Annotated in this window: 15 protein-coding genes; 2 read left to right on the top strand and 13 right to left on the bottom strand. The window is 55.4% G+C overall.

Annotation, left to right across the window (positions count from 1 at the left end):
• The 12 genes from IM290_RS20765 to gspC form a co-directional block, all read right to left on the bottom strand.
• On the bottom strand, positions 1-797 hold a 797-nt coding region (locus IM290_RS20765), incomplete at its 3' end, for an A24 family peptidase (protein WP_193354495.1).
• Positions 794-1,279, bottom strand: coding sequence for a type II secretion system protein GspM (gene gspM, locus IM290_RS20760; protein ID WP_047734150.1), 486 nt, complete (start codon positions 1,277-1,279; stop codon positions 794-796). The genes gspM and IM290_RS20765, both read right to left, overlap by 4 nt.
• Positions 1,276-2,409: a type II secretion system protein GspL gene (gspL, locus tag IM290_RS20755; protein ID WP_193041642.1), complete on the bottom strand. Its 1,134-nt coding sequence runs from the start codon at positions 2,407-2,409 to the stop codon at positions 1,276-1,278. The genes gspM and gspL overlap by 4 nt, the downstream gene beginning before the upstream one ends.
• Positions 2,410-2,424: 15 nt before the next feature.
• Positions 2,425-3,435: a type II secretion system minor pseudopilin GspK gene (gene gspK / locus IM290_RS20750; RefSeq protein ID WP_047734154.1), complete on the bottom strand. Its 1,011-nt coding sequence runs from the start codon at positions 3,433-3,435 to the stop codon at positions 2,425-2,427.
• The gene (gspJ, locus tag IM290_RS20745; RefSeq protein ID WP_047734156.1) at positions 3,432-4,091 is read right to left on the bottom strand and encodes a type II secretion system minor pseudopilin GspJ; all 660 of its coding nucleotides are present in this window, start codon (positions 4,089-4,091) and stop codon (positions 3,432-3,434) included. The genes gspK and gspJ overlap by 4 nt, the downstream gene beginning before the upstream one ends.
• A complete protein-coding gene (gspI, locus tag IM290_RS20740) occupies positions 4,088-4,468 on the bottom strand; it encodes a type II secretion system minor pseudopilin GspI (RefSeq protein ID WP_045348976.1) in 381 nt (126 codons plus the stop codon). Before gspI ends, gspJ begins: the two co-directional genes overlap by 4 nt.
• A complete protein-coding gene (gene gspH / locus IM290_RS20735) occupies positions 4,461-4,946 on the bottom strand; it encodes a type II secretion system minor pseudopilin GspH (protein ID WP_193041643.1) in 486 nt (161 codons plus the stop codon). Before gspH ends, gspI begins: the two co-directional genes overlap by 8 nt.
• Positions 4,946-5,395, bottom strand: a complete 450-nt coding sequence (gspG, locus tag IM290_RS20730; RefSeq protein ID WP_003858352.1) for a type II secretion system major pseudopilin GspG — start codon at positions 5,393-5,395, stop codon at positions 4,946-4,948. The genes gspH and gspG overlap by 1 nt, the downstream gene beginning before the upstream one ends.
• Positions 5,396-5,398: 3 nt before the next feature.
• Positions 5,399-6,607 carry a type II secretion system inner membrane protein GspF gene (gspF, locus tag IM290_RS20725; RefSeq protein ID WP_017384864.1) on the bottom strand — a complete coding sequence of 403 codons (1,209 nt, stop codon included), beginning with the start codon at positions 6,605-6,607 and terminating at the stop codon, positions 5,399-5,401.
• On the bottom strand, positions 6,607-8,085 hold the full coding sequence (gene gspE, locus IM290_RS20720; protein WP_047734160.1) for a type II secretion system ATPase GspE: 1,479 nt from the start codon (positions 8,083-8,085) through the stop codon (positions 6,607-6,609). The genes gspF and gspE overlap by 1 nt, the downstream gene beginning before the upstream one ends.
• A gap of 14 nt (positions 8,086-8,099) precedes the next feature.
• Positions 8,100-10,016 (bottom strand): type II secretion system secretin GspD, encoded by a 1,917-nt coding sequence (gspD, locus tag IM290_RS20715; protein ID WP_193041644.1) that lies wholly within the window; start codon positions 10,014-10,016, stop codon positions 8,100-8,102.
• Positions 10,017-10,029: 13 nt separating this feature from the next.
• Positions 10,030-10,761 carry a type II secretion system protein GspC gene (gene gspC / locus IM290_RS20710; RefSeq protein WP_193041645.1) on the bottom strand — a complete coding sequence of 244 codons (732 nt, stop codon included), beginning with the start codon at positions 10,759-10,761 and terminating at the stop codon, positions 10,030-10,032.
• Between the two features lie 300 nt (positions 10,762-11,061).
• On the opposite strand from gspC, the gene IM290_RS20705 reads away from it, so the two are divergent.
• Both IM290_RS20705 and IM290_RS20700 read left to right on the top strand, forming a co-directional pair.
• Positions 11,062-12,624, top strand: a complete 1,563-nt coding sequence (locus IM290_RS20705; RefSeq protein WP_193041646.1) for a peptidoglycan-binding domain-containing protein — start codon at positions 11,062-11,064, stop codon at positions 12,622-12,624.
• On the top strand, positions 12,624-13,256 hold the full coding sequence (locus IM290_RS20700) for a hypothetical protein (RefSeq protein ID WP_193041647.1): 633 nt from the start codon (positions 12,624-12,626) through the stop codon (positions 13,254-13,256). Before IM290_RS20705 ends, IM290_RS20700 begins: the two co-directional genes overlap by 1 nt.
• 3 nt (positions 13,257-13,259) lie before the next feature.
• On the opposite strand, the gene IM290_RS20695 is transcribed toward IM290_RS20700, so the two are convergent.
• The gene (locus IM290_RS20695; RefSeq protein WP_017384870.1) at positions 13,260-13,883 is read right to left on the bottom strand and encodes a helix-turn-helix domain-containing protein; all 624 of its coding nucleotides are present in this window, start codon (positions 13,881-13,883) and stop codon (positions 13,260-13,262) included.
• Positions 13,884-14,156: the final 273 nt, after the last annotated feature.

The following is a 14,156-nucleotide window of genomic DNA, read 5'->3' as shown; positions in this document are numbered from 1 at the left end:
TAAAATGTGAAAGCTAATTGCTGACTCATAAACACCCCTATTCCAGCAAAGGCGAGATAAGGACCAAAAGAAATAGTGAGGTTATTTTTATTTAAATTATTTACGGCGAAATAACCGACAATACCGCTTAGCGCTGCCGCCAGTTCAATGGAGGGCAACGCCTGCCAGCCGCACCAGGCGCCCAGCGCCGCCAGTAGCTTAAAATCCCCGTAACCCAGACCTTCTCGTCCCGTGATCAGACGAAAAGCCCAGTAGAGCAGCCAGAGCGACAGATAGCCCGCCACCGCGCCGAACAGCGCATCGCGTAGCGGCAACGTGTGGTCAAACGCATGGAGCACTAACCCCGCCCACAGCAGCGGCTGGGTCAGGCAGTCCGGAAGCAACTGATGCTGCCAGTCGATCATGGCCAGCGGCAGTAAAAAAGCCGCCAGTAACCACAAAGAGAACAGCGCCTGAACGTCCGGCATGCACCAGGCCGTGATGCCAAAAAACAGCGCGGAGACCAGTTCGACCAGAAAGAGTCGCAGCGGGATCGCGCTCCCGCACTGGTGGCAGCGTCCCCGTAATAACAGCCAGCTGAGCAGCGGGATATTTTCCCACGCGGCAAGCGCGTGCTGGCACACCGGACAGTGCGAGGCCGGAAAGAGCAGATTGCCACTCCCCTCCTCATCCATCACCATTCCCGGTACGCGCTCGGCGACAACGCCTAGAAAACTGCCCACAATGCCGCCCAGGATCGCACTCATTATCGGGAACCCTACCGGGCAGGCGTCCCGCATCAGCGAAAAGGTATTCATGCGTTTCTTGACCAGGTGAGCTGCACCTGCGCTTTCACGTCGCTGAGGTGGTCCACCGGCGTGAGGTTTATTTTTTGCAGTCTCACGCCGGAGGTCTGATTAATTTCACGCAGCCAGCTTTTTAATTCATAAACATTCACCCGATTCACCACGAACGATAAAGTTTGCCCCTCCTGGCGCACATCCGTCAGTGAAAGGTTAATTTCATGGGCGCTGTTCTCGACCACCGTACGCGGATTATTCGTTTTGACTATCTGGACCTGAAGATGATTTTTATCAATTTCACTGCGCATCCAGTTAAGCGTCTCTTTTTGTCTTTTAAGCGTCGATTTACTATTTTGAATCATATTATCCAGGGGGATCACTCCCGTGTAATACACCGCCGCCCCCACAATGGCAACGGCACATATTTTTAAAATAATTTTTTCCCGGGCGCTATAATTCTGATAGCGTGATTTCAGCTGCGCGATTCGCTCTTTCATTTATGTTTCCCTGCGATCATGGCGGTATACGGTTCGGTTGTTGAAACAGGCTGTAAGGTAAAATCAAAATTCTCACTGGTCTGGTTAACAAACGCCTGCAACGCGGGCTGATTTTGCGCGCTGACGCTCAGCTTCAGGGTGTTTTGCTGCGCATCGTACTCCAGCAGATCGATCTCCATCGCAGGAACTGACTGCCGGGCGTTCTCCAGCTCCTCAAGCTGAAGAAAGAACCCCTTACTCTGTTTTTTCAGGCTTTGACCAAAGTGATATTTGATATTGGTCTGCTGGCGCATGCTGGGGAAATGGTGCTGATAAACCAGGACGATCTCCTCCTGCACCCGATTTTCCTGCTGCACCAGCATCCAGGCCATCGCAATGCGTGGCCCCAGCAGCAGAGCAACAGACAGCACGCCCGCCGTCACCATCGCGGCTTTCATACTTTTCGCCGCCCGCCCATGACCGGCCTTGAGGCTGAAATCACCGTGAAGCAGGTTAACGCAACAGGTTTGCCACTGCGGCTGGATCAGCGCCAGTGGGTGCTGCCAGGTATGCTGCACGTCAACGTGCACCTTCGCAGGCGCATCGCCGTAGCACCGCACTTCCCCGACCCCAGCTTTCTGCATTAACAGCGGCAGCAGGGTTGCCTCCATTTCACCCGCCACATGGGGCGATAAACGCAGCCAGTAGCCATCATCCTGCGCGACCAGCGTGCTGCCCCCTGCCGTCACGGGCAGCAGCCAGGCATCAGGCAGGGCCTGAATCACGTTTAATCCGGCCTCCTGACAGCGGGTTAATGCCGCGCGCATGCGGTCGGCGTCAATGGCCACGGCGTCGACGTCGGCGCCTTTTTTGTGGAGTACCGTCCAGTGCAGGTTGTCTACGTCGCCAATCAGCGTCTCTTCCGCCATCCACGAGAAGGCCATCGCCTGAGAAGCCACCTTTTTCGGCAGCGTAAAATGGCGGAAAATCATGTCGCTGGCGGGCAACAGGAGACAAACGCGCGTAGCCAGGGGGTGTTCGGTCAGCATCTCCAGGCTGTCGACCACCTCAACACGCTCGCTGCCGGACTCACACCACATTATTTTCCCGCCCTCGCGGCTGTCGGGACGAACAAAAAGTACCTGTTTCATAACGTTCTACTTTTCTTATTCAATCATTCGGTAACGACGCTGCCACGTCACGATCTCACCGGCTTCGTTATTCACCTGAAGCTGGCTGACCACGCGAAGCGTTAATTCATCGGTATTGCCGGTGTAATTCACGCGGAAGTACCGGCTGTTTATAGAAAATTGATCCGCCACCTGCGGGAGATCGTCTTTTAACTGCGGGAAGGTCTGCTCCAGCGCTTTGCTGAACGCTTCCATATTTTCCCAGCCCGATTCCGGACGCGCATCCAGCAGGCGAACGGCGTCATCCCACGTCAGTTTTCCCGGGAACATGGCCGCCAGCACGGCGGCCTGTTCCGGTTGCAGGGTGTTGACATCGACCTTGCTGGCAGCGTCCGGCAGCGCGCATAACAGCTTGCTCACCTTCGGATACGCCGTAACAGGGAACGCCGGCAGCAGTTTGATTTCCGCGATGCTGCGCATCATCTGATTTGCCGGTTGCTGCGCGGGCACGACGCCAGCCCACGCATCGCTTTCGGCGCCCTCCTTCGCCGTGGTGCTGTCACCATCGAGATAATCCACCAGCTGGAAATAGACCGCCTCCGCCGTGCCCGGGCTGAGGCCGCTTTCCGTCAGGAGTTGTTCTACAATCCGCGCTTTACGCGGTTTTTCCGCCACCGCGGGAGCGCTTTGCCCCTGGGGTGCGACGTCGACGGTCAACAGGTTATTGACGTTAAAGCAGTCCTGCGCATCTTCCACCTGGCTCACGACCGTGTAGTCCTCACCCTGCGTCTCGAGCGGCTGATGCCAGTCGCCGTCCAGCGCCAGCGGCTTGCTCTCGCCGCTGGCGTCGGTCTGTAACCGGTCCTTCACCACTTTTTCCTGGGCCTGCATCGCCCAACGCAGCTGCTGCTGGCTTACCTGATAATGCGTTTTCTGCAAATTACGGCAGAACTGCTGGCTGATTTTGGCGGCCAGCGCCGACATCATTACCAGCAAAATCAGCACCACCAGCAGGGCGACGCCCTGTTGTTGACGGATTCGGTTCATGGTCTGGTCTCCGGCGAAGGGGCAGGCGCAGGGGCTGCATCCGGGGTCGTCCCAGGCGCGTCGGCGGCTTTCTCTGGCGCCGCGTCAGCGGCCACCTCCGGCATCTCACCCGGCGTGGTGAACACCCAGCGCCAGGTATCTCCGTTTTCCATCGTCAACGTAACCTCCACGCCGTCCGGCAGATGGGCGGCGTCGTGCCAGGCTGTCAGCCAGCCCTGACGATAAAACCGCCACTGCAATGATTTTACGCCGCTGACAATCGGCACTTCGTCAGGCTTAACGTCCGCCGGGCCGTCAATGACCGGCCAGACGTCGCGATACAAACGCCCCTCTTCCAGCCGCCAGCGCACGCGCTCCAGCTGGACCGTTCCGCTCACGCCATTCAGGGTGGTCAGTTCAAGAGCATCGCCCTCCTGACGAAACAGCTCCGGCTCATTACGTGGGGCGCGCGCCTGAAGCTGGAAAAAATCACGCTCCATCAGACTCCAGGCGCGCTGAAGCTGGTTGAGCTTTGCGGCGCTGGCATCGGTGGCCGAGCTGGTACGCATCGCGCCGTCCAGAATTTGCCAGGCCAGGGTGCTGATCACCGCGAAGATAGTCAGCGCAATCATGATCTCCAGCAGGGTAAATCCGCGCTGGCGTCGCGTTTTCTTCACTTGCTCTCTCCCGGCGGAATGATGCGCAGGGAAATAACCGGCTGGCTCTCATCGCCTTCCGCATATACGTGTAGGGTATTCGCCCAGACGTTGTCGGCGGTTTTCACCCGCTGCTTACGCCAGTTCCAGCTGCGCCCGCCCATGATTTCCGTCCCCTGCTGTTCAGCATCCGGGAAGTCGGTTCTGGTGAGCTGTGCTTCCGCCAGCTGGTTTTCCGCAACCCAACTGGCCTGCAAGGTATCGGCCAGGCCATGGGTAAAACGTACGTTCAGGGAGACCGAGTTCATCAGCGCCAGCGCGGCGGTGGAGAAAATCACCAGCGCGACCATCACCTCCAGCAGCGTCATCCCCTTTTGCTTTTTGTTGCCGTTAGCCATCGTTTTCTACCGATACCGGCGCCGCACCGTGCGACACCACGCGGAAATGGTGCTGTTTGTCGTAACTTTGCAGCGTCAGCGTAAAGCGGCTGATTTCACCGTCCGGTAAAAAGATCACCTGCGGCTCGGAGGTCACCGTCGCGGCCAGGCGCTGCGGCGAAAGCGACACATGCATCTCTTCCGGAAAATCACCTTTGGTGTTAATGCGTCCGGCAGATAATGGCATCCAGTGACGCTCGCCTTTTTTATCGGCGATCGTCACCAGCTGATATTTATCGGTGGCGATCACCAGCCCGACAATATTTTCGTCCATCACCGCACGGTCTGAACCATAATCAACGAGCGCTTTTAATTGCTGGCCAAATATATCCGCGCCGCTGCGCGAAGGAATGGTGGAAACCACCATCATGGCGCAGCTGGCAAATATCACCAGCGCCAGAATAATTTCCAGCAACGTAAAGCCGCGTTGATTTTTCATTATTTCTCTTTCTTATCCAGAGACCAGTTGGTAATGTCATCGGCGGTATTGGCTTCGCCGTCCGGACCGGCTGAGAAGACGTCCACCGCGCCGTGTTCACCCGGGCTCACCAGAAGATAATCGTTGCCCCAGGGGTCCTGCGGCAGGCGACGGATATAGCCGTCCGTGCGGTAGCCGTTCGGGATTGGCGCGATTTCAGGTTTGGTCACCAGCGCCTGCAAACCCTGCTCTGTGGTCGGGTAGCGGTGGTTATCCAGCTTGTACATATCCAGCGAGCCTTCGAGCGCGACAATATCGCTGGTTGCTTTTTGCGTATCGGCTTTTTCCTTATTGCCCATTAAATTTGGCACCACCATACTCGCCAGTACGCCGAGAATAACAATGACCACCATTAATTCGAGCAATGTAAAGCCCGCCTGGCGAGCCAGGTTTTTACGTTTTAAAGCCATGATTTAACCTACCATATTATTAAGTTGCAGAAGCGGTTGTAATATTGACAGAACGATGAATAAAACAATCGTCGCCATGGATACCACCAGCGCCGGTTCAAAGACCGACAGCGTTAATGTAATTCGATGTTGTAAGGCCGATTCCTGATTTTCCGCCGCGCGATCCATTAAATTACCTAATTCCCCGCTCTCTTCACCGGAGGCAATCATATACAGCATGGTGGGCGGAAATAATTTCGCCTGTTCCAGCGCCGCATACAGCGACGCCCCCTGGCGCACGGTGTCGGCGGCCTGCTCCAGCACCTGCCGGGCATAGCGGTTTTCGATACCGTCCATCGCGATATACATTCCCTCCAGCAGCGGCACGCTACTGGCCTGCAAAATGCTCAGGGTACGGATATAGCGGGCGCTGTTGATGGCGCAGACCAGCTTTTTAATCGGCGAGCCGTTCACCAGCCAGCTGTGCCAGCGAAAACGGTTTTTGGCATTCCTCAGCCAGGTTTTGAAGCCGATAAAGCCGCCCCCCAGAATGCCCACAATATAAATGCCCCAGGCTTGCAGGAAGTCACTTACCGCAATCAGCGTCCGGGTGGTGATCGGCAGTTGCTGCTTCATGTGGGTAAACTGCTCGATCACCTGCGGCACCACCGCCACCAGCAGGATGCTGATGACCGCGATGGCGACCACGGTGAGGGTTATCGGGTAGACCATTGCCTGCGTCAGCTTGCTTTTCATCTTCTGGCGCTGCTCGTTGTACTCCGCCAGCTTTTCCAGCACGTCGCCCAGGTGACCGGTTTTCTCCCCGGCCATCACCAGCGTGCAGTAAAGCTTGTCGAAGGTGCGCGGAAACTGGCTGAAGGCATCGAACAGGGTGTGGCCTTCCACCACCTTCTCGCGGATCTCCACCACCATCGCCGCCAGCTTTTTGTCTTCCGTCTGCTTCGAGATCGCTTTCAGCGCGCTCTCCAGCGGCAGCGCGGCGTTGACCAGCGTCGAAAGCTGACGGGTAAACATCGACAGCACCGGAGTGGAGAGCTTCACCCCGGTTTTCGCTTTCCCGCCAGCCGCCGTTTCGCGGGTTTCGGTGATGCTGACGGGCATCAGCTTTTGCTCGCGAAGCCACTGGCGAACCTGCTTCTGCCCCTCGGCCTGTAACGTCCCGCGCTGTGTTTTCCCCGCGGCATCCGTCGCCGTCCAGGCGTAGAAAGCCATTACGCATCCCCCCCACGTTCGGCGGTGACGCGCATGACCTCTTCCAGAGACGTCACGCCGCCGATCACCTTCAGCAGCCCGTTTTCACGCAGGCTGTAGGCCTGCTTAAAGAGCTGAGTTTCGAGGGACATTTCGTCCTTATCTTCATGGATGGCGCGGCGCATGGCGCTGTCCACCACCAGAAATTCATGAATACCGGCGCGGCCCTGATAGCCGCTCTGACGGCAGTGTTCGCACCCCACCGCGCGGTAAATCGCTTCTGGCGGCGCGGCCATAAAGCTGAACAGCGCTTTTTCATTGGCGTCCAGCGGACTGGTGGCCCGGCAGTGCGTACACAGCCGACGCACCAGACGCTGGGCAATGACACCGAGCAACGATGAACCGATTAAGAAGGACTCCAGCCCCATATCCCGCAGACGGGTTATCGCCCCTGCGGCACTGTTGGTGTGCAGCGTCGACATTACCAGGTGACCGGTCAGCGACGCCTGTACCGCAATCTGGGCGGTCTCACCGTCGCGAATTTCCCCGATCATCACCACGTCCGGGTCCTGACGCAGAATGGCGCGCAGCCCGCGGGCAAAGGTCATGTCCACGCGCGGGTTAACCTGCGTCTGCCCCACCCCTTCCAGCTCGTACTCAATCGGGTCTTCCACGGTCAGAATGTTGCGTTCGTGGCCGTTCAGCGCCGAGAGTATGGCGTACAGCGTGGTACTTTTACCGGAACCCGTCGGGCCGGTAACGAGGATGATCCCGTGCGGGCGGTCGATCAGCCCTTTCAGCTTCTCCAGCTCTTCATCAATCAGCCCCAGCTTGTTGATGTCGGGCTTCAGATTGCTTTTATCGAGCAGGCGCATCACCACGCGCTCGCCGTACTGGGACGGAATGGTCGAGACGCGCACGTCGATGGCCTTGCGACCGATGCGCAGGGAGATACGGCCATCCTGCGGGAGGCGTTTCTCGGCGATGTCCAGTTTCGACATCACCTTAATACGCGACACCAGCAGCGGGGCGAGCTTACGCGCCGGTTGCAGCACCGGGCGCAGCACGCCGTCAACGCGAAAGCGAATGCTCAGGGTGCGCTCGAAGGTTTCGATATGAATATCCGACGCGCCCTCCTTCACCGCCTCGCCGAGAATGGCGTTGATCAGGCGGATCACCGGCGAGTTTTCGTCGTTATCGAGCAGATCTTCGTTATCCGGGATCTCCTCGGTTAACGCCATCAGATCGATATCCGCGTCCATGTCGTCCACCAGCTGCTGCGACACGCCGCTGCTCTGCTGCCAGATTTTGGCCAGCATCTCGTCAAACGCTTCCGGCGCCAGGGTAACCGGGACAAACGCGCATCCCAGCACCCGGCGCACCTCCAGCAGCGCTAACGCCGGGGTGTCCTCACGGATATAGACGTCATTGTTGTAAAGCAGAACGCCGTTTTCTTTTGCGTAGTTGCTGCTACACAGGGTTTTAGTCAGTTCGTCCACGTTTCCCCTCCGCCTTACTCTTTAAACGGATTGCGTGCCGCGTGGGTTTTCACGGGTGCAGTGCTGGCGGCAGGAAACGCTGGCAGTACGGCGTTGTCGCTCGGCTCAACAATACCGAGCTTTTTCTCTTCCACGCGCTGCTGCTGGCGGGCGCGGATCTGGTCATATTTCTCTTTCGAGGCTGCGCTGTAGTTGTCGTCGTCACGCAGGACGGTGGTATGAATAAACACCATCAGGTTGCGTTTAGAGGTATCCTGCGAGGTGTAGCGGAACAGCTGACCGACCAGCGGGATATCGCCGAGCAGCGGCACTTTGGACACGGATTGTTTGGTCACATTTTCCATCAGACCGCCGAGTACCACCGTCTGGCCACTGTGGACCATCACTTCGTTATTAATCGTGCGCGTATTGAAGGTTGGGCCGAGGCTGGCGTCTTCCGTCGCACTGTTGTCGACGCTGGACACTTCCTGCTCAATCTTCAGGTGGATCATGTCGCCATCGTTGATTTGCGGCACAATCTTCAGTTTGGTCCCCACGGTTTTACGCTCAACCGAGTTAAAGACGTTGTCGCCGCTGGTGGTTTGCGAACCGGAAAGCACCGGCACATCCTGACCGACGTTGAACGATGCTTCTTTATTATCCAGCGTGACCACGCTTGGCGTGGAGAGGATGTCGTTTTTACCGTCGGTGGAGAGCGCGGTCACCAGCGCACCGAAATCACCGTTAAAGAAGCCGGTCGCCAGGCCCGTGAAGCTCGCCCCCTTCATGGTGCCATTTTTAATCTGGCTGATTGGCAGGCCGGTAGCGCCAAACTGGACGCCGCCGTGCTTGCTGGTCCACTGCACGCCAAGATCCAGGCCGTTGCCGTCCTGCACTTCGGCAATGATCGCTTCCACCAGCACCTGCGGACGGCGAATATCCAGCTTGTCGATCACCTTCTCCAGGGAGTTCATCACGTTAGGCTGCGCGGTGATCACCAGGGAGTTGGTCGACTCGTCGGCGGTAATGTTCAGGTCGGTTGAGGCGCTCGCGGTTTTCGCTTTGGCTGCGCCCGGCTTGTCTTTCAGCTGCTCGCCAATCCCGGTCAGCACCGGTACCACTTTGGTGGCGCTGGCATATTTGAGGTAGAAGACGCGGGTGTTCCCCTCGTTATTCTGCTCGCGATCCAGCTGATGGATAAGGGAACGGGTACGCGCCCGCGCATCTTCCGAACCGCTGATCACCAGGCTATTGGTTTCGTCATCGGCCACCACCTTGGTCGCCAGCTGCGGCGCGTTCTGCCCCTTCTGCTCTTCGTTGTTGAGGTTATTCAACATATCCGAAAGCTCTTTGGCAGACGCAAAGCGCAGCGGGATGATTTCGCGGCGCTGAATACCGTCTTTATCGACGCGCTGAACCAGATCCACCAGGCGGTTCACCACCGAGGCTTTACCGGTTAACAGCAGGACGTTGGACGGCTCAAAGTGGACCACATTCCCGATGCCGGTGGCATCGTTGAGCTGACGCAGCAGCGGGGCCAGCTCGCGAACGGGTACGTTTTCCATGCGCACCACGCGGGTGATGATCTCGTCACCTTTGCCCGGGTTTTTGCTGTCTGCCAGCGGCGCACCGGCGGTACGCGCCACGCTTGAGCGCACCACTTTGACCATGCCATTGTCCATCGGGATCACCGACAGGCCGTAGAGGTCCAGCACGCTCAGAAAGAACTGGTAATACTCATCTTCCGTCAGCACATTGTAGGTTCTGACCGAGACGGTTCCCTGGACGGACGGATCGACCAGAATGGTTTTGTTGAGATTGCGACCTACCGTATCGATAAACTCGCGAATATCCGTATTTTTAAAACTCGCGCTAAAGTTAGCTGCAAGCAGCGAACTGGAATATAACGACAATGCGCTCAGCGCCACGCACGCCCAGGGAAATTTTTTCATGTCTGCACACTTATTAATTGTTTAGAACATTAACCCGAATATTTTCAAGGTGAGCGTGACGTCGTACGATGACCTCCGCTTCTTTCATTTTCGACCAGTTGGCAATAATGCTTTTCGCTTTTGCTTCATCGGTCATATCGACAGAGTTAACCTGAACCGCCACATCGCCTTTTTCCAGACCTGACTGGCTGTAAAAGGCAGAGGCATTCCTTGGGTTTATCCTGTAGCCTTCCAGTCGGCCCTTTTCAATGATGGGTTTTAACACCAGATAATCATCAAGATGCACACTCTCTGCGCCAACATCTTTTGTCGATTTCGTTACCGGGCCGCTCTCCACGCCCCCCTTAAAATAGTCCGGTTTATTTAATGCCAGTATCTGCGCAGTACCTTCATAATTAACCACCACATTATCTTTGTTTATTTCCTGAATAAATGCGTCGTTAAAGCCGGCGAGTGGTTCACCCTCACGGTAGCTTCGCTGGCCGCCTGGCGTTTTGATGACAGCGAAGGAGAGCCAAGCGTCATCACTGCGCACAATGCCTTCAATCTCCGCCGCCAGCGGGGCTTTTGCCGCAGCCGATAAGTTCTCCTGACGGACGGCAGCCGTAAAAAGCGTGAAGGGTTTGTCTTCGCGCTTTTTTTTCAGCTGCTGTAGGTCAGAATTAGCAAGCTTATTCGTAACTTTTTTATAATCTTTAAAGGTGAGATAGCCTTGCTGACCGCAAAAAATGAGCAGCAAAAACATAATACAAGGCGTTATCCACCGTGACAGAAATGAGAACCTCATTTTTTATCCGGCCTATAGCAAAGCAAAAATAAGCAGCGTCATACTGCGCCAATATGGAGGAAAATAGTAATAAGCTGTTGCAAACGCGACCACTGACTTCGCCACCAACTTTCATAAAGAAAAATATTGACCGTATAAAATTCAGATGTTAAGCACAGCCAGCTGGATATTTTTACTCTGTCTGCAAATTGACCGCTCAGGGGCATTACCTTACTTTCTGCTGCTGTTGCTTTTCCTAATCAGAGACGGTAAGTCGTTATGTATCAGAGCCACTTTAATTTTAACAATCCGCCATTCAGGACAATCACCCGTTTATCCGGTGATTTTCTGGTGCCTTATCATCAGGACGTGTTCAACCTGCTGAAAGAGAAAACCCAGCTGGCGGGAATTATCGGGCTTTTTTGCGACGACGCTCCGCTTCTGGGTCAGTTCATCGACGCGCTTAAAGCCAGCAACAATACCGTTCTTGCCATCAACGCGTTTCCCAAACTGGGTGCCAGTAGCCTGCTGTACAAACTCAACCCGGGAACGAAAGCGATTAAAGATCGCATGCAGGCGGTGGATGCCGTCCTGCGCCAGTGGCAGGAGGGGAAAGCGAAATCCAGAGTAGTGACGATCGCCCATTCCGAAGCCATGAAGGAAAGCTGCCGTGAAGTCCTGGGAACGCTGCTCACGCGCGCCCAGGAGCTGAACTTCCGGCTCGCCGTGGTGCTGACGGGCACTACGGATCAGGAGATCCTGCTTAAGCAACCTGAACTGCGCGAATATACGCACACGCATCATGCCCTGCGCCCCCTGACCTGCCGCGAATACCTGAGCTATGTTCAGGCCCAGTGCGAAGAACACGGCTGCGAAAACTCGCCGTTACCACCGGCCCGCGTGCGCAAAATGCACACACTGACCAAAGGCAACATCAGCAAACTGAACGCGCTGGCGCACCTGGCAATGCTCGCCGCCTGGACGGAACGCGCGGCCCAGGTCAGCCCACGTCATTTACGTCTGGCGGCGGGAGAGATCCTGCCCGCCCAAAAACACGGTAAGCGCCTGGCGACCGTGGGGCTGTTTGCGTCCGTGCTGTTTGCCGCCTGCGGCTGGTATTTGACCTCATCGATCGGCGCACGCCTGCCGATCCAGCTGCCGGTGCCCGTCAGCTGGAAACAGCAATCGCTAAAAGTCGAAGCGCCCGTAGTGCCGGTTATCGACAACGAAATAGTTAATCAGCCGGATGCGATGCATCAGCTGTATCTCATGTGGGGGTATGACGCCTCGGCCGAGGATGCGCTGTGCCAGAACGCCGCCAAAGTGAACCTGATGTGTACACAGGGGAACGCGTCGCCGGAGACGCTGGCGCAGGAAGGGTATCCGTGGGTCAGTGAACTGAAAACCAGCGGCCATCTTAACTATGCTGTGGTCGCCAGGGTCGGGAACACGTCCATTGACCTGTTAATGAATAACCGGACCTGGCAGGTGAGCCGCAGCTGGTTTAACCGGCACGCGACCGGCAACTTCACCCAGCTGCACCGCCTGACACCGGAAGGTAAAGACGCGATCGGCGCGGCCAGCGACAGCAAAGATATGGCCTGGCTGGATCAGCAATTAAGCCTGGCGCTGAGCCAGCCCGAAACGCATGCCCGGATCTGGACCACAGAGATGATGAAACGCACCCGCGAGTTCCAGCAAAAAATGCATCTGCACGTGGATGGTATCCCCGGCGAAGATACGCTGATGCAGCTGATGCGCGTGACCAACAGCACGCCGGGCGTACTGATTCAGGCTACCAGCACCGCCCCGGACGCGAAAACGCAGGAGAAGAAAGCCTAATGTCGACCATCTGCCTTGCGGCCCAGCGCAGCTATACAACCGGGGAAGCGGTCTGGTTTTCGTACCGCCTCCCCAGCCTGAAAAACGTATTCGGCAAAACAGCGTTATGGCTGGTCGGGCTTTGCGTCATGCTGGTTGTCGGCCTGTATATGCACGTCTACTGGAACCTGCGTCACCCGGCGCCTGAACCGGTCAATGCCAGCGTTGCGAAACCGGAAACGCAGCTTTCGGATATGCATTATGTGTATGTGAGTAAACCGTTCCCGCATCCGCAGCCAAAAGCTGCGCCAGTGCCTGTTGAGATTCCACCGATGCAGGATCTGCCGATCAACAGTGATGATGCCAACTGGCAGCAGGCGCCCGACGGTGCGGTGCCGCACGACACTTCGCGGGATACCTTACCCGGAACCGAGGCGCATGAGCACGATACCGCTCCCGCCGGCACGAACAGCGAAGAGTCATCATTAACGGAATTATTTAAGCAGGCGTTAAAAGAGCAGGAGCAGGATTATTCTCAAGGAAAAATGCCCCCGCCGCCGGTGGACGAAACGCAGGATAATGTTCAGGCTGGCGCAAAGAGCAGTAAAAATAACCGCTCTCCTTTGAGTGAGAAAGGAGAGCGACTGGAGTAGACTTTAATATTTTTCAGGCAGTGCGGTGAGGTTAAGCAGTCGACCTTTTTCCACCACAATATATTGACCTTTTTTTAGGTCGGAGAGAATTTTAATAATGGTGCTACGTGCCAGGTTAGTGTATTCCTGAATATAATCATAAACGTTAATATCACGTTGATGATGCACAATAAGATCGTTAATCTCATATAAAAATTCGCGGACAACAGAATACGCACTGCGGGCAACCAGAACATCATCACGTTTGCTCAGCATGCAGATGTACCAGGAAAGGACTTTGGTCAGTTCTGGCCACAGATTTTTTTCGGTCATCAGCTGGGCGAAGACCTCTTTCTTGATCGAGCGAACAACCGTATTCGTCCGAACAAGGCCGTACATATGGGTGGCGTTGTAATACATTGACGACAGGCCGAAAATGCATTGCCCGGTGACGGTGAACATACACAGTTCGTCAGATTCACGTCGAAATTCGACTTCACCGCTGACGATAATATGAATATAGCCGGAATCAGCAGTGGAAATTTTCTGCCACTTTTTTAAGATTCTTTCTTCAACACCTGAGGTTGCAGAAATAATTTTTTCCATTTCTTGTTGCGGACGCAATTTTTTTCCATAGATACTTAACATTGTTATACCCGATCTAAGATGTGATTTTTTAAAATTATGGCCACAGTATTGATACCGAACCATAGATATTTTTCCTGATGAAAACCTCAAGAATAAAAATAAAAGAGTGAAGCTTTTATTAATTCGCTAAATTGCTTAGCGTGCTATGTGTCCATCTTAAATCCGGATAATTTTAAGTCAATTAACTAAAAGTTAATTGAGTTTGTACTTAGGATTAATCTTATAGAGAGTAACATAAAAATACTCATTAGGGAGTAAATCTGAGGATTACTC

The sequence above is a fragment of the Enterobacter cloacae complex sp. S1 genome (genome assembly GCF_014930525.1).
In the GTDB taxonomy this organism is placed as follows: Bacteria; Pseudomonadota; Gammaproteobacteria; order Enterobacterales; family Enterobacteriaceae; genus Enterobacter; species Enterobacter hormaechei_C.
Note: the sequence above shows the minus strand (reverse complement) of the source record. Positions and strands in the feature narration are given on the sequence as shown.